This window comes from Canibacter zhoujuaniae (assembly GCF_011752005.1).
Taxonomy (GTDB): Bacteria; Actinomycetota; Actinomycetes; order Actinomycetales; family Microbacteriaceae; genus Canibacter; species Canibacter zhoujuaniae.
Genome location: NZ_JAAIJZ010000004.1, coordinates 16,622 through 36,888 on the forward strand (window position 1 = coordinate 16,622; position 20,267 = coordinate 36,888).

Consider the following 20,267-nt stretch of genomic DNA (forward strand, 5'->3'; position numbering starts at 1 on the left):
TCTGCTGCCATGGCGGGCACGCACCGCATTAAGCGAGGCGAAGACTACCGCCGCATTGTGCGCAGCGGCTACCGCGTGGGAGGCAGGCTCAGCCTGGCCCACGCGGTTTTACTGTCCCCTGAAACACCCAGTCAGTTTGGGTTCATCATTTCAAAAACTGTCGGCAATGCTGTGACGCGCAATCGTGTGCGCAGACGCTTAAAAGAAATCTGCTACCAATCCGTGAAAGATGGCTTTTCTGGTGCGGCTGTTGTTTTTCGAGTGTTTCCAGGGGCGGCAGAAGCTAGTTTTCAAGAGCTTGAAAATGCGATCCGCAAGCAGCTTGAGCGACTAAATCGGGAGCTGATTGATGCGAGTAACTAGATTGATACGGGTGCTTGTGCTGCTGCCGCGCAACTTTGCGATCGGGTTTATGCGTCTCTACCGCGCGATAATTTCTCCGCTTTACGGCGATGTTTGTAAATACTATCCAAGCTGTTCGCGGTACGCTTTAGAGGCATACCAACAGCGATCCTTTGTTATTGCCACAGGGTTGACCGTGTGGCGTCTGCTTCGCTGTAATCCATTCTCCCCTGGTGGCGTCGACCATGTGCACCGGGCAAAACAACCAAACACCGAACTGACTCGCGGCGGTTTTGTGCGACCTGCGAGTTGAAAGGCGTAAGTAAATGGGCTTTTTTGAAACACTGTTGTGGCCGATCCGTTGGGTCGTGGAAGCTGTGCTGGTGCTGTGGCACAACCTCTTCACTGCCTTAGGTCTCGAGTCTGCCTCGGGTATCACCTGGGTGCTAGCCGTCCTCGGGCTTGTTGTTGTTGTGCGCTCTCTGATCATCCCGCTGACACTTAAGCAGATTCGCAGTCAGCGCAAGATGATGGAGCTTGGCCCAGAAATGCGCAAAATCCAAGCTAAATACAAGGGCAAGCGCGATCAGTTCTCGCAGCAGCAGATGCAGCAGGAAACCTTTGCGCTCTATCGCAAACACGGCACAAATCCGCTCGCTTCGTGTTTCCCAATACTGGCGCAGATGCCTATTTTCTTTGCGCTGTTCTACGTGCTACGCAATGCTGCAAATAATGTGCCCGGTATCGGTTTTATGACACAGGAGCTAACAAGCTCCTTCAATAACGCAGTTTTCTTGGGTGCTCCGCTGAAGATGTCGTTTGGTGAGGCGAGAGACGCTGGTGAGTGGAGTGTGCTTATTCTGCTCGGTGTGATTATGGTGCTTATGATCGCCAGCCAGTTCTTCACACAGCTGCAAATTATGTCGAAAAACGTCTCAGACGAGACGAAGGCATCACCCATGTATCGACAGCAAAAAGTGCTGCTCTACGTGATTCCGTTCGCCTTCCTCTTCTCAGGGTTCATCTTCCCACTTGCTTTGAACATCTACTGGTTCTCTTCAAACATCTGGACAATGGTGCAGCAGGCGATAGTTATTAACCAAATGCCAACTCCAGGGAGCGAGGCGTGGCGCAATCGTCAGGCGCGACTGAAGGCTAAAGGAAAACTCACAGACGATGAGGTAGCTGAGCTAAACCGTGTCGAGGGCGTAAAAAACACTGCGGGCCAGCGGCAGCAGCCGATGAGCGCAAAGCGCGCGAAAAAGAAGGGTGGCAATCAGTAATGACTGAGAACGTTCAAAATACTGAAGATCTGTTAGAGCTTGAGGGTGATCTCGCAGCCGACTATATTGAAGGTTTGCTCGATATTCTAGATTTTGACGGTGATTTAGATCTTGCTGTTGTAAACGGTCGCGCCACTGTATCTGTTACAGGCGGGGGTGAAGAGCTAAATCGGGTCGGAACTCCTAAAGTTGTGCAGGCGCTGCAAGATCTCACCCGGCTTGCGGTGCAGCGTGAGACCGGCGAGTTTTCACGGCTGATTTTGGATATTGGCGGATCGCGCCAGGCGCATGAAGAGAAACTGCGCAAGCGCGTTGATTACGCGATTACCCAAATTATTGCAGGGCGTGAAAGCGTTGAATTTAGCGGTCTTTCTTCTTACGAACGAAAGCTCATTCACGATTACGTCGCGGAATGTGGCTATAAATCTGAGTCTCAGGGTGAGGGCGCAGACCGTCGTTTAGTGGTCTCTGCCGCCTAAATTGTTTCACGTGAAACAATGACTGAAGTACGAGAACAAGAGCCGGAGTTTCTTGACGATTTAGCTGGTGCCCACGCCGATAAACTGCGTGAATTTGCGGCAGATCTTTTTAATCGTGGCGAACTGCTGGGGTTAATTGGGCCGTTAGAGCCGGCGAGACTCTGGACAAGGCACATTATTAACTCTGCGCTGCTCGCACCGTTGCTGCGGGAGAACGGAACACTCGCCGATATTGGTTCCGGCGGAGGGTTTCCGGGGATCGTGCTCGCCGCGCTGCGTCCAGACGTGCAGATTCGGTTAATTGAACCGATGGAGCGCCGGTGCGCGTGGTTGCATGAACAGCGCACTAACCTACGACTGGATAATGTTGAGGTGCTGCGCGGGCGAGCTGAAGAATATCACGGTGCTTTTGAGGTGCAGCAGGTTACTGCGCGCGCTGTTACCGCACTCCGTAAGCTGCTTCCGATCACTGCTCCGCTATTGGAAAACGGCGGCGAAATGCTGTTTCTGAAGGGCCAAGGAATTGACGCTGAGATTGCGGCTGCTCAGAAACAACTGCAGCGAGCACGGGTGCGCAACTATGAGGTGCATGTGCTGGGTCAGGAAATTACAGAACCGACCCGAGTTTTCCGCGGCACAGTAGCGCGTTAAACCGTTTGTTCAGCAGATTAGTGTGCGTAACTCCGAGATAAATTCATAGTGGTTATCGCTATGCTTGGAGGAGTATTTATTCACTAAAATTCTGAAGTTAGATAGGGAAGATGTCGCTCGATACCCCGTTAGCAAATGAGATTGCTGAGAAGCTGCGTCGCAAGCGCTATTTGGCAAAAGTGGCGACTCCTCTGCCAGATCAAGTGCGGGTTTTCACGGTCTCTAATCAAAAGGGTGGCGTGGGTAAAACCACCTCAGCCGTTAATTTAGCTGGTGCGCTTGCTCGTCGCGGGGCGCGTGTGCTGGTGATTGACCTTGATCCACAGGGAAATGCTTCTACCGCCCTCGGCGTTGCGCATATGCCAGATACGTCAAGTATTTACGAAGTATTAATCGGCGACGCTGAAATGTCCGATGTTGTGCAGCCGAGCACAGATCACGAAAACTTACTTTGTGTGCCGTCAACCATCCACCTTGCCGGTGCTGAAATCGAGCTGGTCGGTCTTGAACAGCGTGAATATCGTTTAGCTAATGCCCTGCACACCTATCTGACAGAGCAAACAGACCCGTTCCATTATGTGATTATTGACTGCCCTCCCTCACTCGGGCTGTTAACAATCAACGCTTTTGTAGCGGCAACAGAGGTTTTGATCCCGATTCAGTGCGAGTATTACGCACTGGAGGGCCTGTCGCAGCTCATCAACAATATTCAATTGATCAAGAGTCATTTAAACCCACGACTTGAGCTTTCAACAATTTTGTTGACCATGTATGCAACACGCACAAATCTCTCTGCAGAGGTTGCCGCAGAGGTGCGTGAGCACTTCCCCAAGCAGACACTGCATACGGTCATACCACGTTCTGTGCGGGTGGCTGAAGCGCCGAGCTTTAGCCAGACCGTGCACAATTATGACGGCAACAATATTGGCGCTCTTGCATACCTGGAAGCTGCGCACGAAATAGCTGAACGCTTTGCAGAGTCGTCTGAACCAACCCCAGTCGAAGAGAAAGAGGGTCACTAAATGGCTAAAAAACGCAGTGGTTTGGGTCGTGGGATTGGCGCGCTTATCCCCCAGGCACCGGCTGGCGCTGATCGCCCAGTTGATGTTTTCTTTCCTTCAGCTGGCGGCACAGCGGCTGCAACTGCAGACTCTGTTGCAAGCCAACTACAACAGTCTGGTGAGGCTGATGAGAAAACCGGTGTGACGGGGTATCTCAGCAATGCGAAGTCGCAACACGCGCAGGCGGTTAGCGCTGCCGGGCGCACGATCGACGACACAGCGCCCGAGGCAAAAGCACAGCAGTCACTAAAGACTGTGCCGGGTGCGCAGCTCACCGAACTTGCGCTGACCGACATCACTCCAAACCGTGTAAACCCGCGCACCGAGTTTGATGAAGAAGCGCTAAAAGAACTTGCGCACAGCATCAAAGAATTTGGTGTGTTTCAACCTGTTGTTGTGCGCGCCATCGAGCCGCAACCACCGATTGGGCAGCCACGCTATGAGCTCATCATGGGTGAGCGACGTTTCCGCGCGAGCGGGCGGGCAGGCTTAAAAACGATCCCAGCTATTGTGCGTTCGACAGCAGATGAAGACATGCTGCGCGACGCTCTGCTTGAGAATCTGCATCGCGCAGATCTGAATCCGCTTGAGGAAGCATCGGCGTATCAGCAGTTAATGAGCGACTTCGGTATCACCCAAGAGCAGCTTGCGGCAAAAATCGGCCGGTCGCGGCCGCAGATAGCAAACACACTGCGTCTATTGCGCCTGCCAGAGTCTATCCAGGTGCGTGTTGCAGACGGACGACACAGCGCAGGGCATGCTCGTGCGATCCTCTCTCTGCGCGACACAGAGGCGATGGAGAAGTTCTCCGACAAAATTATTGCCGAAGATATGAACGTGCGTGCCGCTGAGAGCTATGCCGCAAAGTTAAAGGCGCCAGGCAAGGCAAAGGTGCGCACCGGCGGTATTAACAATTTTGGTGCAGCATCCAAGCAACTACAAGAACTCTATGAAACCGCCGTCGAAATCAATATGGGCGCAAAGAACGGCCGAATCGTTTTCAAATGGGAGACGTTTGCAGACCTTCAGCGTCTCTTGAAGGCTCTCGGCGCTGACTAATCCAACGAGGAGAAAATATGACTTTCCAAACTCTAACTCAGGCGCTTGCGCAGACAGGCGCTCAGATTGCCGGTATTGTTATTGCGGCGGTTATTCTTGTCGGTCTGGCAGTGCTGCTATTGCTGCTTGCCGCAAAGCGCCGCAAACGCGATGCTGATGACGATGCTGATGCAGCAGGTGCCGCAGCAGCAGACGCAGGAGGCGCTGCAGGTGCTCCCGCAGATGCTGAGGTCACCGCTGCTGGCAGCAGCGCAGCTGCGGTCTCTGACGACTCCAATACCGAGCGCATAATCGATCCGGATGCGATTGACGACGATCCGAGCAAATTCACCAAAGACTAATTAGATTAACGGTGAGAGACAAGAAGAGCCGGGCCCTAGTATTAACCGGGCCCGGCTCTTGTGTTCATTTTACAGAACGAAGTATGCAGGCTAATTAAATAATGCCCTCAAGGTGCTGCTCAATCATCTGCTTTGGCATAGCGCCGATCAACTCACGCACCTCTTCGCCGTTTTTAAACACCTTCATAGCAGGGATAGAGGTGATTCTGAACTGTGCAACAAGGTTCGGATTCTCGTCTACGTTTACCTTTGCAACGCGCAGCTTGCCCTCCTGCTCTGCAGCGATTTCATCGAGCACAGGAGCCACCATACGGCATGGCCCGCACCACGCCGCCCAGAAGTCAACCAGAACTGGAATATCCGACTCGAGCACATCGCTCTGGAAGCTGTCTTCGGTCACTGTAATTGCATTTGACATTGTGTCCTCCTTGAAATGTTTCACGTGAAACATTTATTTTTGGTTTACTTATGCAGCCTTATCTGTGAGATTTGCGAGATAGTGCTCGACATCGATCGCCGCAACACAGCCACTGCCAGCGGCTGTGATTGCCTGACGATAGCTCGGGTCGATCACATCACCCGCTGCAAAAACTCCGGCAACGCTGGTCTTCGAGGTGCGCCCCTGCACGGCAATGGTGCCCTCTGCGGTGAGTTCCAGTTGATTGTGAATAAGGTGAGTGCGTGGATCAGAGCCGATCGCGACGAATAATCCGTCTACCTCGAGCGTGCTTGTTTCGCCGCTCTCAAGGTTGCGCAAATTGAGCGCCTTAAGCTCGTCAGAGCCAACAGCTTCAACCACCTCGGTGTTCCACACGAACTCAATTTTTGGATCGTTGAAAGCGCGATCCTGCATGGTTTTTGAGGCGCGCAGCTCGTTGCGGCGGTGAATCAGATACACCTTAGATGCAAAGCGGGTTAGGAAGGTTGCTTCCTCAACTGCAGAATCGCCGCCACCGACGACCGCCACAACCTTGTCACGGAAAAAGAAACCATCGCAGGTGGCGCACCAAGAAACACCGTGACCGGAGAGTTTATCTTCACCCGGCACCCCTAGCTTGCGGTAGGCGGAACCTGTTGCAAAGATAACGGTCGCAGCCTCATGGGCGGTGCCGTCAGCGGTCGTAATAACCTTGGTCTCGCCATCAAGTGCGAGTTTGTCGACATCCTCGTAGCGCACCTGGGTGCCAAACTTTTCAGCCTGTTCCTGCATTTGCGCCATGAGCTCTGGGCCCTGCACGCCATTCGGGAAGCCGGGAAAGTTCTCAACCTCAGTGGTGTTCATCAGGTCACCACCCGGTGACACGGAGCTAGCGAACAGAACAGGTTTAAGACCCGCACGGGCGGTGTAGATTGCCGCGGTAAGACCGGCTGGGCCTGAGCCAATAATTGCTACGTTGTGCTTGGTCAATGTATCTCCTTGCCTTGTGACATAACCAACGCTACCGGAGTATTCTTTATTCCTCTGTCAGGATAAGCTGTCTAAGGCGTTTGCGACACTTCAATTCGGGCGTAGTGTGCGGCGCAGACCGGCACGGTGTTGTCTGACGGAGCGAACGATACCGAATGTAATAAGCCCAAGGGCTAGAACACCCACGAGGCTCAAACCGATAATTTCGACATTTGTTGAGAGGCGGATTGGGATCACTATGCGCCCGAGACCCTGCTCTCCGGTCGTGTCACTGATGCGCACTGTAAGCCCGGTGTCGGCGCTTGAAACTCGGCTTGAGATGGGCACGGTGAGGGTGACTGTCTCCCCCGGCATAACGGTGACAGCTTTATGTTCTGTGTCTTCGGGAGCAATTGAGATCGCTGCTGAGGTGGGGTGCGCCCGCACAGTAACCTGCGCTGTAAAAGGCAGATTGTTGCGCACCTGCACCGGCACGTTTGCTGAGGATCCAAACAGCTGTAGCTGTGGCGCCGCAACTAAATGGACTCCGCGTGTAAGCAGTTCATCGCGATCGGCAAAGCCGCTTGCAAGATTTAGGAACGGTGTTTCTGTGCCCACCTGCTTCATGCCAAAAAGCGCAAGAAGTCGCGCGCGTTGATAGTCTACGAGCTGCTCTGGGTTAAGGAGCGCTTCCTTCCCAGCGGTTACTTCAGCTTCGCGCTGCAGCGCCTCATCTAGCGCCGCTAGGCGTTTTTCTAACTCGTCGTCAATGACCGCTGTATCGTGTGTGTATTGACCGACACCGCTTACTTGCGCTTCGAGGTTGGTCGTGTCCAGATAGCCAGCAGTGAGCAGGGTTTTGAGCAGCGCAACACCGCGACTATTGTCTGTTAGCTGCGTGCGATCCAGTGTGAGCACAAGCGGCTCATCGGTGCTGTCTGCCGTAGTGAGCCCTGCAAGTAACTCAGTTAATGCAAGGTTGCGGTCAAAAGAGTCAGCTGCGGCGGTTGCTGCGGCGGCATAACCAGCGAGTGTTTCGTCATAGGCGGTGGCGCTGCCGGTTTTTAGTTGTGAGCGCACCGCAGTGTCACTCATTAGCAGGTCACTGCTTGATGCAAGGACGTGCGGAAAACCGTGTGTTGCTGCGTAACCGACCGCAGCAGAGCTTGCGCTACCTGCGGCAAACCAGGCAAGCTGCGGTGCCTCCCAGGTTTCGAGTTCGTCTAGTGTTGGTGCCGAACCCGGAAAAATCCCGTCTTTAGTGATGAAACTAGCGCCCGTCGCCGTTAGCGGAGAGGCGAGCTGTAACAGCTGCTGCGCCGCTAAATCGGTGTCTCCCCAGGGCAGAATATATGTTTCCAGTGCGGTGTTTTCGAGGCGTGTCAGAAAGTCTGTTGCCGCTGCTGGAGCTGCCGCACCGAGTGCTCGGATGCCCACAAAAATTCGAGGATCCACCGCTAAAGTCGCACCCAATTGCTCTGCGGTGGTTAACAGCTGCGGCAGGGGCGCGCTCGGTTCAAAAACTAATGCGAGATCATCTTCTGTTGGGAGGGTCGCAATATTGCTGGGGTAGATAATTGGCACAACAATGCTTAAATTGGGCGCCTCCCCCACTGTTTGCTCCCCCTCACCAGCTGCGGTCTCTTCTGCGGCGGGAGTTGCAGCCGTATTAGGTGCCTCTGCTGTATTAGCTATCTCTGCTGCGCGAGGTGCAATAAGCAGCGGGTGTGTTGCCACTGTCACTGTGCCATCGTGTGCGGTGAGCCGCGCAACCAAACGATACACAGTCGGTCGCTTGTGGTTGCCCTCGCTTAAAGCTGCACGAAAAACACTGTTGTCGATTTCAAGCTGTGTGGTGAGGTGAGCGCCCTCTCGCAACTCCGCAATGCTGTGTGAACCCAGCGGGAGATACCCTTCCGGGATCGGCTCACCGTTCGTAAACTCTGCGGGCAGAGCGGCCGTCAGCGCAGCACGAGATGCACGCTCACCTGTTTCAAGAAAAAGCTCAACACTGCTCGGCTGCTGAAAAGCTGAACCGGTGTTGCTAACCCGCAGATCCAAGCGCAGATCATCGTCTGTGTTCTGCGGCTGCGCGGTGCGGTGCGCGATTTCTAACGCCAGATTTGATGTTTTAACATCGCTCTCAGAGGTGAAAACTGTTGCGTTAGCGGCGGGAGTGAGCGCAGTAAATGCGAGACAAAAGGCCGCAAGGGCTGCACTAAAACGCAGAGCGCTACCACCCCGCACCCACCTAATCATGTTTCGTATTCTACGCGAGCAGCACTTTTAGGAAACCTGAGCGCGGTAACCTAGAACTCATGCGTCCAATTGCTGAAGCCATGTTCGAACTGCACCAGATTGCCGACTCTGAACCGGTGCAACTTCTGGCTGACGCCTTTTCTAAAGCGGGATACGAACTGGCACTAGTGGGTGGCCCGGTGCGTGACGCAATGCTTGGCAGGCCGGTTACCGACCTTGACTTCACAACCAACGCGCTGCCGGATAAAACGCGTGAAATTGTTGCTGCAGTAGCCAACAAAACTTGGGATGTAGGGCGTGAATACGGCACAATTGCTGCGCGCGTTGCGGGTGAAACCGTTGAGATCACAACCTACCGCGCTGAAATATACCGTGATGATTCGCGCAAACCAGAGGTTACTTTTGGCGACACGATTGAAGATGATCTCGTGCGCCGCGACTTCACCGTGAACGCCCTCGCGTTTATGCTCCCCGAACGGCGCATCGTTGACGTTGCGAACGGCATTACGCACCTCATGGAGGGCGTGCTCGACACCCCAAGCACGCCCGATCAGTCATTCACAGATGATCCACTGCGCATGCTGCGTGCGGCACGGTTTGCGGCGCAGCTTAAATTTAATCTCGCCGACCGTGTTACCGCCGCGCTCGCGGAGTATGCGCACCGACTAGAAATTATTTCAGCGGAACGGATCCGTGATGAGTTTGTGAAGCTTATTTCCTGTGACCAGCCCATCCGGGGCTTGCGTATTTTAGTAGCTGCCGGTCTGATGGAGCTGTTTCTGCCTGAGCTGCCGGCGCTGCAGTTGGCGCAGGATGAGCACAAACGGCATAAAGATGTGTACGAACACAGTCTGACAGTGCTTGAGCAGGCGATTGCCCTAGAGCGGGTGCGGTTTGAGGCGGTCGATGTGCCCTTAAGGATCGCCGCGCTTTTACACGATATTGGAAAACCGGCCACGCGACGCTTTGAGCGTGGCGCAGTGACGTTTTATAACCACGACGTTGTGGGCGCAAAACTCGCTAAAAAACGGTTGAAAGAGCTGCGTTTCGATAATGACACCGTGAAGCAGGTTGCTCGTTTGATCGAGCTGCACATGCGATTTTTCGGATACAGCGAGGGCACATGGACAGACTCAGCCGTGCGACGCTACGTGCGGGATGCGGGCGAGCAGCTGGAGCAGCTGCATATTCTGACCCGCGCTGATGTCACAACACGAAACCAGAAAAAGGCACGTCGCTTGGCGGCAGCCTATGACGAGATTGAGCGCCGCATTGCAGAGTTAGCCGAAGCGGAGGAGCTTGCGGCGATCCGCCCCGATTTGGACGGTGAGCAGATAATGCAGCTGTTAGAAATTAAACCGGGTCGTGCGGTGGGCGCTGCGTATAGGTATCTGCTTGAAATTCGGCTTGAGGAGGGCGAGCTGGGCGAAGAGGAAGCAACCCGCCGTCTCCTTGCCTGGTGGAACGAGCCGGAGCAGGCAAAACTGCGTTAGCGAGCGCAGTTTAAAAACCAGATTTATCTCAGCGCGCACAACCTGATAGAGTAATAAGGTTGCCTGTTCTGTCTGAACTGGCAATAAGGCACATTTTGCCCTCCTGTCACGGAAATCCCGTGGCCGTAGAGTCCGAAGGAGGTGGGTCAATAGTGCATCCATATGAACTAATGGTGATTCTCGATCCCCGCACCGATGAGCGCACTGTGCAGCCATCAATCGAGAAGTTCCTTTCTGTAGTTACCGCAGACGGTGGCGAGATTGTGGGCGTTGATTACTGGGGTAAGCGTCGTCTCGCATACGAGATCAAGAAGCAGTCTGAGGGTATTTACGTTGTAGCTAACTTCAACGCAACCCCTGCAGCAACCGCTGAGCTTGATCGTCAGTTGAATCTTTCAGAGTCTGTGATGCGCACCAAGGTGTTGCGCACAGACGAACTAATTGCGCAGAAGGCTGAAGCAAACCGCCGTGAGCAGGCAAAGGCCGCTCGCGCTGCAAAAGCAGGCGCATAACAAATGAACGAGCCAATTATCACTGTCGTCGGCAACCTAGTGGCCGACCCTGAGTTGCGCACTTCGCAGTCAGGCAATCCGTGGGTTACCTTCCGTATTGCATCAACCCCACAAACCAGAGACCGCAATACCGGGAAATGGGTTGACGGTGAAGCGCTCTGGTTGGGTTGCCGTGCATTTGGCACGCTGGCTGAGAATATCGCCAGCACCCTAACCAAGGGCACCCGAGTTATTGTGCAGGGGCAGCTTTCCCAGCGCAGCTACACCGATAACCAGGGGCAGCAGCGCACCAGCCTCGACCTGAACGTAGATGCAATCGGCCCTGAGTTGCGGTTTGCAACTGCGCAGGTTACTCGCAGTGCTGCACGCGGCCAGGGTGGCTTTGGCAGCTCGCAGGGCGGGTTTAACGGGCAGCAGGCACAGTCAGCTTGGGGCAGCGCCGCAGGCGGCGATACCGCGCAGCAAACCCCGTGGGGTAATGCTGGTGGTGCGCAGCAGGATCCGTGGGCAGATGCTGGCAACAGCGCTGCCGGTGGCGACACCGCAGCCGGTGGAGCAAACCAGGATCCGTGGGGCGCAGCGGGCACCTTCTAGTGCTCGCGAAAGTGCTCGTTCAAAACTAGAGAGATAAATTCACCGCGGGCTGCTCGGCAGCTCGTAGATTCTAAACTTTAAGGAAAAATTATGGCAGGCAAGGCAAGCGGCGCAGGTCGCAAGGGCCGCGGTAAGGCAGCAAAGCCTATCGCACCCGCTAAGAAGCAGACCGTTGGAGTAATCGACTACAAGGATGTCGCTACTCTGCGTAAGTTCATCTCTGAGCGTGGCAAGATTCGTTCACGCCGCATCACCGGTGTTTCAGTTCAGGAACAGCGTCTCATCGCGAAGGCAATTAAGAATGCCCGCGAGATGGCTCTGCTTCCTTACTCAGGCTCAGGCCGCTAAGGAGGAATATCATGGCTAAGATCATTCTTACCAATGAGGTGCAGGGCCTCGGATCAGCAGGCGATGTAGTAGAGGTAAAGAACGGCTACGCACGTAACTATCTCGTTCCACAGGGTTTTGCTGTGAACTGGACCCGCGGTGGCCAGGCGCAGGTTGACCAGCTGCGCAAGGCTCGTGAAGCACGCGCGATTGCTTCAGTTGAAGAAGCAGAAGCGCTGAAGCAGAAGCTTGAAGCAGAGAAGATTCGCATTTACGTTAAGACCGGCACAGGTGGCCGTCTCTTCGGCTCAATCCGTCCGGCTAATGTAGCTGATGCGGTTGCTGAAGCTGGTATCGGCGAGGTTGATAAGCGGAAGATCACCGTTCCGTCAATTAAGTCAACCGGCGACCACAAGGCTGTTATTCATCTGCACGACGGTGTTGACGCTAACGTCACTCTGCAGGTTATCTCAGCGAAGTAGGTTTCTTGTCTCGTAAATAGCGAGACCGGACTACTGCAAATTTGACCCGCCTTAAGGTGTGATACTCACATCTTGAGGCGGGTTTTTGTTATTTCGGTGAGTGCTTTTACGATAAACGGCGTTTAACGCGGGTTTGTGACTCTCGATGACCAATTACACCAAGAGGGCAGCAAAAGCGCTTTAGAGGGGATTCTGTGAGGTCAAATTTCAAAGACTGCGGCGGTTTAAAATTTGGAGATTTACGATTCGCTTTCCCAAGAGAGTGGGTGCTGGCAAAGTTTTCCACAGGTGCTGCGCTCTATGTGGAAAACCACAAAGAGCGTGATTTGCTGGCATTTTTTACGTTTTTGGGAAATTCACGCAAGTGTGGGCCGGTGCTGTAAATTTTCCACACGCACATAAAAAATGCAAGTCTAAAGTTAAGGCTTAAGGTTGATATAAATATCTTTAGAAGTTTATATAAATACCTGGTCAGAGGGATAAAAATTATTTACTACAAGGCGGTATTCACAATTTCTCAACATTAATGTGGATAACTTTACGGCGTTTTGCGCCTGTTATTAACAGAGTTATCCACAACTTGAAAATTGTGAATTGCCCCGTTTTCAACGGCGCATTACGATAAAGCAGGGATAAACTCATACACCCCTGAGGTAGTCTCCTTGGTAGTACTTATTCACAGGCTGCTTATTCGATTTGGAGAACCGCATGAGTGACGCGAGCAATTGGGAGCTGCCAGCTGCAGATGCCTGGCAGTCTGATCCAACCCCAAACCAAGCTGGTGGCCCAATCACCATGCCACCGTACGATATGCGAGCCGAACAGGCCGTGCTCGGCTCAATGCTGCTGTCGGGTGACGCATTGGCAACAGTCACCGGAATTTTACGCGGCAGTGATTTTTTTGTCGGCAAGCATGAGGTGCTGTTCGATACGATCCTCAGTCTCTACTCACTCGGCGAGGCGGTCGATCCGGTCAGTGTGCCGGCGATGCTGCATAAAAAAGGTGATCTGCAGCGTGCGGGCGGGGAAGATTACATTCAGTCGCTCACATCGGTGCCACCGCGCACCGCAGCCGTCGAATCTTATGCGCAGATTGTCGTTGAAAAGGCTCTTTTGCGCCGTCTGGTCACCGCTGGCTCGCGCATCACTGAGATGGGCTACCGCGGTCAGGGAGACGCAAAAGATCTTGTCAGTCAGGCAGAGCAAGAAGTCTTTAACGTCATGGGTGACGATAAGAGCGCAGACTACGTGCCGCTTAGTGAGGCGGTGACTGACGCTGTTAATGAGATTGCGAAAGCGCAGAGCATGCCCGACGGGCTGCGAGGCGTGAGCACAGGGTTTCGTGAGCTAGACGAAAAAACAAACGGTTTTCGCGGTGGGCAGATGATTATTATCGCTGCGCGACCAGCGATGGGTAAGTCAACTCTGGCGTTAGATGTTGCCCGTGCCGCCGCCATCAAGAGCAACACAACAACTGTGTTCTTCTCTCTTGAAATGACTCGCACAGAGATCGCAACCCGTCTTATTGCGGCAGAGTCGAGCATCCCTATGGGGGTGCTTACACGGGGTGACCTTGACGATGACAACTGGAGCCGCCTCGCGCAGACGCAGGCAAAAATTAACGAGGCACCACTTTTTATCGACGACTCACCAAATATGACACTGGTGGAAGTGCGCGCAAAATGCCGCCGCTTAAAAGAGCGCAATAACCTCGGCATGGTTGTGATCGATTATCTGCAATTGTTGAGCAGCGGGCAGCGCGTCGAGAGTCGGCAGCAGGAGGTGAGTGAGTTCTCACGCTCGCTGAAGCTGCTTGCAAAAGAGCTTGATGTGCCGGTTGTGGCGCTCTCGCAGCTGAACCGTGCCTCAGAGCAGCGCGCAGACAAGATGCCGGCAATGAGCGACCTGCGCGAGTCAGGCTCCCTCGAGCAGGATGCCGACATGGTAATTCTGCTGCACCGCGACACCTCTTCAGAGCCGGATAATCCAAGAGCGGGCGAGGCAGATCTCATACTGGCAAAGCAGCGCAACGGCCCAACAGGCACGATTACAGTTGCGTTCCAGGGAATGTATTCACGCTTCCGTGATATGGCTTAATGCTGTGTGCGATGCTTAAACCGCTAATGTTTCACGTGAAACATCGCTCTTGCGCTCACAGCCCCGAGCGGTAGGATAGCTTGACGGTTTGCGCAGAATAGTGTGGAGAGAGATTGACTGCATCATCAAAAATTAAGCATGAAACCCGCGGCAAAATCAACCTCGGGCAGACGACCATTTCTGCCGCCTATATCACCGCTGCATTGGTGGTGCTCTTCACAGCACAGTTGCACAACAACCTAGCTTTTGATGTTGTGCTGCTGCTTGGCTCTTTTATTATCTTCTCTCTTGCGCGGGCCGGGCAGCTGATGCTAAACCGCCGTGCGAAAGCGGGTGGGTTTGCCCTTATCGGCTTAAGCATCGCGGTAGACCTGGTGGCCGCTCTGACCCTGCTAATTCTTGGTGGCACCGTTGTGTCAGTTACCACGGGGCTATTAATCTGGCTGGCCGGTATGACTGTGGTGCGTGTGCTTGCGCTGCTTAAAGATGCAGCGACCCCGGTAAAAGAACTGCGTGTTGCGACAGTGTTCACTCTGCTTGCAACACTGGCGGTGTTTTTGGTACGTGCCGATGCGATTGCAGCAATCGGTCTGTTTGGGGCGTACACTGTTGTTATAGGTATTTTCGGCATGATTGCCGCATTTGACCACGGGCGAAACGCCAAGTAACGCGCAGTTAGGCCTGTATCACAATCAAACACAGTGAGTTAGAGACTGTTAACGAAACTGCTTAAAGCAAAACGGGAGAATTTTTAATGTCTAAGCAACAGCAGCCGGTCGAACCGAGCAAGCGCGACCGCCTAAAACCGGTTGAGCTACTCGTTTTCTCCGCGATTATTGCCGTGTTTGCCTCGGCTGTTGTTGCTATGGCAACAAAAGATTTCCGCATGCTTGTGCCGGTGACGTTTATCGCCACATTTATAGTGACCCTAATGGTTGTCGCACTGCTTGGGCTGTCTGCGAAGCCAAACGCTGAAGATGAGCTTGCCCGCAAAGCCCTCGAAGAGATGCACCGCAACGAGGGCTCGGGCCACCACGACTAAATTAGATCGACCAGGGTGCTAGCGATACCCGTGTAGGCAGCTGGCGTAAGCTGCAGCAGTCGCTCTTTCGCCTCTTCGCCGATGTCTAGACCGCTGACGAACTCCTGGAGTTCAGCCTGCCCGATACGACGCCCGCGCGTCAACTCCTTAAGAGCCGCGTACGGATCGGTGATTTCAGAGCGGCCGGCGGTGACCTCAGCGCGAATCACGGTCTGGATCGCCTCAGCAAGCACCTCCCAGTTTGCATCCAAATCTGCTGCGATAGTGTCAGCTGCCGCGTCAATCTGATTGAGCCCGCGCAGCACATTGTCGAGGGCGAGCACGGAGTGCCCGAAACCGACTCCGATATTGCGCTGTGCTGAGGAGTCTGTCAGATCGCGCTGCCAGCGACTGGTCACCAGGGTTTCGGCGAGAGAGCCAAGCACAGCGTTTGAGAGCTCTAGGTTTGCTTCAGCATTTTCGAAGCGGATCGGGTTGACCTTGTGCGGCATGGTTGATGACCCGGTTGCGCCCGCCACCGGTATTTGGCGGAAGTATCCGATTGAAATGTAGCTCCAGATGTCTGTTGCGAGGTTGTGCAGGATCCGGTTTGCGTGCACAACACGGTCGTACAGCTCTGCTTGCCAGTCGTGTGACTCAATCTGGGTTGTGAGCGGGTTAAAAGTCAATCCCAGACTCTCAACGAAGCTCTGCCCGATCTTCTGCCAATTTGCTTGCGGATCAGCGCTAATGTGCGCCGCAAAGGTGCCTGTTGCGCCACTGAATTTGCCGAGATACTCAATTGCATCTATCTGCCGCAGCTGACGCTGTAAGCGGTGCACGAACACCGCAAGCTCTTTGCCCAGAGTTGTTGGTGTCGCAGGCTGGCCGTGTGTGCGGCTCATCATTGCTAGATCCTGATATTTCTGTGCCTGCGAAGTAAGTTCTGTAATTACCGCCGCAAGTTTTGGGCGCCACACTTTTTCAACAGCGTTTTTCACTGTGAGAGCGTAAGACAGATTGTTGATATCTTCGCTAGTGCAGCAGATGTGGGTGAGTTCAGCGATGCTATCGAGACCCTGACGTGTGAGCTGCTCACGCACAAGATACTCAACCGCCTTCACATCATGCTGAGTGGTTGCCTCAATCTCTGCAAGGCGCGCAATCTCTGTCTCGCCAAAGTTTGCTGCCCAGTCACGAAGCTCTGTAAGTTGCGCGTCAGACAGTGGTTTAGACCCGAACATTGAGCGCTTAGTGAGATGCGCGATCCACTCAACCTCGATGTGCACACGCGCCCGGTTGAGCCCGGCTTCGCTTAGATAGTCTCCGAGCTCATTAACAGGCTTGCGATAGCGGCCGTCGAGCGGGCTGATGGGCTGAGGTGGCAAAAGTGACATCGGTTCCTCCGAGCTGGATGCAGGTTTCTAAATCTATTGTTCCCTATTTGCTTAGGCACACTCAAACCTCTTGCAGAAGCCGGTAAAGCGTGGCCGTGCGGCCGCGGCTGCGCTGGGTGAATTATCACGGTTTCGGAATACGCGACGACTACAATAATGAGAATGAATAATGACAGCCTGAAGGTGCGGTTTCGGCCGGAAGTCGCGAGTTTTCCCGCCTATCGGCAGGGTGCGGGGCTTAAGCGCGCGGGTTTTAAACTGTCAAGCAACGAAAGCCCGTGGCAGCCGCTGCCAGCGATCCTCAAAGCTGTGCAAGAAACAGATACTTTTAACCGCTACGCAAATCCGCAACTGCCAGAGTTGCGCGACAAACTTGCAGCCAAGTTTGCTGTCGCTGGTGACCAGATTCAATTTGGGGCTGGATCGGTCGCGATTCTCTACCAGCTTATTCATGCGGTAGCCGGGCCGGGCGATAACTACATCTGCGCCGAACCAAGCTTTGAGGCATACCCACTGCTCGGCCTCGCCTCAGGCGCCGCCCAGTTTGGAGTGCCACTCACCGCAGACGCACGCCTCAACCTCCCGGCAATGAGCCGCAGCATTAACGCGAATACACGCGCAGTTATTTTATGCTCGCCGAACAACCCGACAGGCCCGGTGATAACAGAAACCGAGTTTCTAGAATTTATGGCCGCCGTGCCCGAGCACGTGCTGGTGGTGCTAGACGAGGCATACGCCGAATTCGTCAGAAAAGCAGACGCAGTAGACGGCATGAAACACCTTGCTGCCTTCCCAAACCTAGTTGTTTTGCGCACCTTCGCTAAAGCACAGGGCATTGCCGGGCTGCGGCTCGGCTACGGTTTTGCAGACGCGGGCATTTGGCGGGCTGCTGCTGCGACCGCAATACCGCTGTCAGTTTCAACGGTTGCTGAGGTGGCGGGTATCGCAGCCCTCAGCGACGAAGCACAAACCCAGATGCGGGGCAGGGTGCAGCTGATTGTAAACCGCCGTGAGGCGCTGCTTGATGGGGTGCGCGCGCTCGGCTTTAACCCACCAGATGCGCAGGGCAATTTTATTTGGCTGTCAAACGTTGAGATCTCTCGTGTTGGCCCGAAAGTGTTTGGAGATCCTGGAGCGAAGCTGGCCGAGAGCTTCCGGCAGGTCGATATTTTGGTACGACACATTCCAGGCCGGGGTGTGCGCATCACCGTCGGTGAAGCAGAGAGCGTTGACGCGGTGCTTAACGCGCTCAAAGACTACCTAGCACAGCACGCTGGAGAGGGTAAGGATGACTAACACAGACCCCCAAGCGAGCTTTGATCTTGCCACCGGGCTCAGCGGGTTAAAGGGCGGTGACGATCCTGCGCCTGTGCGCTTCTTAGATGCTGCGGGCAACTGGGATCCGAGCGACTCTGCTGCACCGTTTGCGGCCGCGCTCGCAGAGATTACAGCAGAAGAGCTGAAAGCCTGGTATTCCGATATGGTTGTTACTCGCGCCTTTGACCGTGAGTGCACAAACCTGCAGCGGCAGGGGCATATGGCGCTCTGGGTGCCGAGTGTTGGCCAGGAGGGTTGCCAGGTTGGGTTTGCTAATGCGGCAGACGCAGACGACTATATTTTCCCCGCCTACCGCGAGCACACCGTCGCGCGGGTGCGCGGGGTGGATCTTGTTGATGTTGGAAAACTATTCCGCGGCGCACACAATAGCGGCTGGGATCCGAAAGATCCGAAGAACGGCAACACACACATTTACACCCTGGTGTTGGGTGCGCAGGCGCAGCACGCGGTTGGTCATTCGCTAGCACAGCTGCTGGATGCAAAACAGGCAGCCGGAGTTAACACCATGGATCCGGGCGAGCCTGGCACCGCAACCGGGAAAGCGACGATGGTGTTCTACGGCGACGGCACCACCAGCCAGGGAGATACCAACGAAGCGCTTATCTTTGCGGCGAGTTACCAGACACCAACCCTGTTTATTGTGCAAAACAACAGATGGGCAATTTCGGTGCCCGTGTCTAGGCAGTCACGCACTCCGCTGTATCGCCGGGCGCTCGGCTTTGGAATTCCGGCTGTGCAGATCGACGGGAATGATCCGCTGGCAGCATACGCGGTTGCAAAAACATTCCTAGACGATGCAAAAAATGGTGGCGGCCCGCGCTATATTGAGGCCCTCACCTATCGGATCGGCGCGCACACCACGAGTGATGATCCAACCCGCTACCGCGATGCGGAAGAGCTGAAACACTGGCAGGAGAGCGACCCCATCAACCGCCTGGCGCACTATCTGCGCTCGCAGGGAGTGACGGACGAGTTTTTTGCGTCGGTTGATGACACAGCTGCCTCTGAGGCACACCGCGTGCGGGAGGCACTTTTGAGCATCGAAAAGGGGCACCCCGATTCAATGTTCGCCCATGTTTACGCTGAGAATCATCCGCTGATTGACGAGCAGCGCGCTTGGATGGCGGCATATGAGGCATCGTTTGAGGAGAGCGCAGAATGAGTGTAGAGACGAAAGCCCTTGCGCACGCCTTGAATCAGGCGCTAGCTGATGCGATGGAAGCTGACAGCAGCGTGCTTTTAATGGGTGAGGATATTGGCAAACTCGGCGGTGTTTTTCGCGTCACCGATAAGCTGATGAGCCGTTTTGGCAGTGCGCGGGTGCTGGATACGCCGCTTGCTGAGGCGGGTATCGTTGGCAGCGCTATCGGGCTTGCAATGGCGGGCTACAGGCCCGTGGTGGAGATCCAGTTTGACGGTTTTGTTTACCCCGCCTTTAACCAGATCGTCAGTCAGTTGGCGAAATACCGCAGCCGCACGCAGGGCGCAATCACCCTACCGGTTGTGATCCGCATTCCCTATGGTGGGCATATTGGCGCCGTTGAGCACCATCAGGAGAGCGTTGAGAGCTATTTTGCGCACACGGCAGGCTTGCGCGTGGTTGCGCCAGCAAATCCGAATGATGCATATTGGATGCTCAGGCAGGCGATCGAATCACCCGATCCGGTAATTTTCTTAGAGCCGAAGGCGAAATACTGGATGAAGGGTGAAGTCGATTTTGAGAAGCCAGCCGCTGGGCTCTATGAGAGCCGTGTTGCCCGCGCTGGCAGTGACGTAACCCTCATCGGGTGGGGTGCGATGACTTCAACTCTCTTGCAGGCGGCGCAGATTGCAGAAACAGAGGGCACATCTTGTGAGGTGCTCGACGTGCGCGGCCTGTCACCGATTGATTATGAACCACTGTTTACCTCTGTGCGAAAAACCGGCCGCGTTGTGATCGCACAGGAGGCCCCGGGGAACGTCAGCCTCGGTAGCGAACTAGCCGCAACCATCACTGAACGCTGTTTCTATACTCTTCAGGCACCAGTCTTGCGAGTGAGCGGTTACGATACGCCGTTTCCGCCGGCGATGCTTGAGGGGCTCTACCTGCCAGATGCAGACCGTGTGCTTGAGGCTGTCGACCGCACAATGCACTACTAAGAAAG

The 20,267-nt window shown here is 54.6% G+C and carries 23 protein-coding genes; 19 read left to right on the forward strand and 4 right to left on the reverse strand.

Features of this window, described 5'->3' with window-relative positions; translation table 11 throughout:
- The first annotated feature begins 9 nt into the window (after window positions 1-9).
- From rnpA to HCR00_RS06400, 8 genes are all read left to right on the forward strand, one after another.
- Window positions 10-363: a ribonuclease P protein component gene (gene rnpA, locus HCR00_RS06365; protein ID WP_167143800.1), complete on the forward strand. Its 354-nt coding sequence runs from the start codon at window positions 10-12 to the stop codon at window positions 361-363.
- Window positions 350-655, forward strand: coding sequence for a membrane protein insertion efficiency factor YidD (yidD, locus tag HCR00_RS06370; RefSeq protein ID WP_166987827.1), 306 nt, complete (start codon window positions 350-352; stop codon window positions 653-655). Before rnpA ends, yidD begins: the two co-directional genes overlap by 14 nt.
- A gap of 13 nt (window positions 656-668) precedes the next feature.
- The gene (gene yidC / locus HCR00_RS06375) at window positions 669-1,625 is read left to right on the forward strand and encodes a membrane protein insertase YidC (protein WP_166987825.1); all 957 of its coding nucleotides are present in this window, start codon (window positions 669-671) and stop codon (window positions 1,623-1,625) included.
- Window positions 1,625-2,104, forward strand: coding sequence for a Jag family protein (locus HCR00_RS06380; protein ID WP_167143803.1), 480 nt, complete (start codon window positions 1,625-1,627; stop codon window positions 2,102-2,104). The genes yidC and HCR00_RS06380 overlap by 1 nt, the downstream gene beginning before the upstream one ends.
- 18 nt (window positions 2,105-2,122) lie before the next feature.
- Window positions 2,123-2,755, forward strand: coding sequence for a 16S rRNA (guanine(527)-N(7))-methyltransferase RsmG (rsmG, locus tag HCR00_RS06385; protein WP_167143807.1), 633 nt, complete (start codon window positions 2,123-2,125; stop codon window positions 2,753-2,755).
- A gap of 110 nt (window positions 2,756-2,865) precedes the next feature.
- On the forward strand, window positions 2,866-3,777 hold the full coding sequence (locus HCR00_RS06390) for a ParA family protein (RefSeq protein WP_167143811.1): 912 nt from the start codon (window positions 2,866-2,868) through the stop codon (window positions 3,775-3,777).
- Entirely contained in the window at window positions 3,778-4,875 is a 1,098-nt protein-coding gene (locus HCR00_RS06395) for a ParB/RepB/Spo0J family partition protein (RefSeq protein ID WP_166987815.1), read from the forward strand.
- A 17-nt stretch (window positions 4,876-4,892) separates the two neighbouring features.
- On the forward strand, window positions 4,893-5,216 hold the full coding sequence (locus HCR00_RS06400; RefSeq protein WP_167143814.1) for an LPXTG cell wall anchor domain-containing protein: 324 nt from the start codon (window positions 4,893-4,895) through the stop codon (window positions 5,214-5,216).
- 94 nt (window positions 5,217-5,310) lie between these two features.
- Here the strand turns inward: HCR00_RS06400 and trxA are convergent, their stop codons facing one another.
- From trxA to HCR00_RS06415, 3 genes are all read right to left on the reverse strand, one after another.
- On the reverse strand, window positions 5,311-5,634 hold the full coding sequence (gene trxA / locus HCR00_RS06405) for a thioredoxin (RefSeq protein ID WP_167143817.1): 324 nt from the start codon (window positions 5,632-5,634) through the stop codon (window positions 5,311-5,313).
- Window positions 5,635-5,682: 48 nt separating this feature from the next.
- A complete protein-coding gene (gene trxB / locus HCR00_RS06410) occupies window positions 5,683-6,624 on the reverse strand; it encodes a thioredoxin-disulfide reductase (protein WP_167143820.1) in 942 nt (313 codons plus the stop codon).
- Between the two features lie 90 nt (window positions 6,625-6,714).
- Window positions 6,715-8,862 (reverse strand): DUF6049 family protein, encoded by a 2,148-nt coding sequence (locus tag HCR00_RS06415; protein WP_167143823.1) that lies wholly within the window; start codon window positions 8,860-8,862, stop codon window positions 6,715-6,717.
- Window positions 8,863-8,921: 59 nt separating this feature from the next.
- Here HCR00_RS06415 and HCR00_RS06420 point away from each other — a divergent pair, with 59 nt between their 5' ends.
- From HCR00_RS06420 to HCR00_RS06455, 8 genes are all read left to right on the forward strand, one after another.
- The gene (locus tag HCR00_RS06420; protein ID WP_167143826.1) at window positions 8,922-10,355 is read left to right on the forward strand and encodes a CCA tRNA nucleotidyltransferase; all 1,434 of its coding nucleotides are present in this window, start codon (window positions 8,922-8,924) and stop codon (window positions 10,353-10,355) included.
- Window positions 10,356-10,507: 152 nt separating this feature from the next.
- A complete protein-coding gene (gene rpsF, locus HCR00_RS06425) occupies window positions 10,508-10,867 on the forward strand; it encodes a 30S ribosomal protein S6 (protein ID WP_243854582.1) in 360 nt (119 codons plus the stop codon).
- Window positions 10,868-10,870: 3 nt separating this feature from the next.
- Window positions 10,871-11,461, forward strand: a complete 591-nt coding sequence (gene ssb / locus HCR00_RS06430) for a single-stranded DNA-binding protein (protein ID WP_166987800.1) — start codon at window positions 10,871-10,873, stop codon at window positions 11,459-11,461.
- 90 nt (window positions 11,462-11,551) lie between these two features.
- On the forward strand, window positions 11,552-11,809 hold the full coding sequence (rpsR, locus tag HCR00_RS06435) for a 30S ribosomal protein S18 (RefSeq protein ID WP_166987797.1): 258 nt from the start codon (window positions 11,552-11,554) through the stop codon (window positions 11,807-11,809).
- An 11-nt stretch (window positions 11,810-11,820) separates the two neighbouring features.
- Window positions 11,821-12,270 carry a 50S ribosomal protein L9 gene (rplI, locus tag HCR00_RS06440; RefSeq protein ID WP_166987794.1) on the forward strand — a complete coding sequence of 150 codons (450 nt, stop codon included), beginning with the start codon at window positions 11,821-11,823 and terminating at the stop codon, window positions 12,268-12,270.
- Window positions 12,271-13,065: 795 nt separating this feature from the next.
- Window positions 13,066-14,367: a replicative DNA helicase gene (gene dnaB, locus HCR00_RS06445; RefSeq protein WP_243854587.1), complete on the forward strand. Its 1,302-nt coding sequence runs from the start codon at window positions 13,066-13,068 to the stop codon at window positions 14,365-14,367.
- A gap of 113 nt (window positions 14,368-14,480) precedes the next feature.
- Entirely contained in the window at window positions 14,481-15,035 is a 555-nt protein-coding gene (locus tag HCR00_RS06450) for a hypothetical protein (protein ID WP_167143830.1), read from the forward strand.
- Window positions 15,036-15,121: 86 nt separating this feature from the next.
- Entirely contained in the window at window positions 15,122-15,409 is a 288-nt protein-coding gene (locus tag HCR00_RS06455) for an ABC transporter ATP-binding protein (protein WP_166987788.1), read from the forward strand.
- Here HCR00_RS06455 and purB read toward each other — a convergent pair.
- On the reverse strand, window positions 15,406-16,785 hold the full coding sequence (purB, locus tag HCR00_RS06460) for an adenylosuccinate lyase (protein WP_167143833.1): 1,380 nt from the start codon (window positions 16,783-16,785) through the stop codon (window positions 15,406-15,408). The genes HCR00_RS06455 and purB overlap by 4 nt on opposite strands.
- A 162-nt stretch (window positions 16,786-16,947) precedes the next feature.
- Between purB and HCR00_RS06465 the strand changes: the two genes are divergently transcribed.
- The 3 genes from HCR00_RS06465 to HCR00_RS06475 are packed head-to-tail and all read left to right on the forward strand — an operon-like array spanning window position 16,948 to window position 20,262.
- A complete protein-coding gene (locus HCR00_RS06465) occupies window positions 16,948-18,081 on the forward strand; it encodes an aminotransferase class I/II-fold pyridoxal phosphate-dependent enzyme (RefSeq protein WP_167143836.1) in 1,134 nt (377 codons plus the stop codon).
- The gene (locus HCR00_RS06470; RefSeq protein ID WP_167143839.1) at window positions 18,074-19,285 is read left to right on the forward strand and encodes a thiamine pyrophosphate-dependent enzyme; all 1,212 of its coding nucleotides are present in this window, start codon (window positions 18,074-18,076) and stop codon (window positions 19,283-19,285) included. Before HCR00_RS06465 ends, HCR00_RS06470 begins: the two co-directional genes overlap by 8 nt.
- Complete coding sequence (locus HCR00_RS06475; RefSeq protein WP_167143842.1) at window positions 19,282-20,262, forward strand: alpha-ketoacid dehydrogenase subunit beta; 981 nt, start codon at window positions 19,282-19,284, stop codon at window positions 20,260-20,262. The genes HCR00_RS06470 and HCR00_RS06475 overlap by 4 nt, the downstream gene beginning before the upstream one ends.
- The last annotated feature ends 5 nt before the right edge of the window (window positions 20,263-20,267 follow it).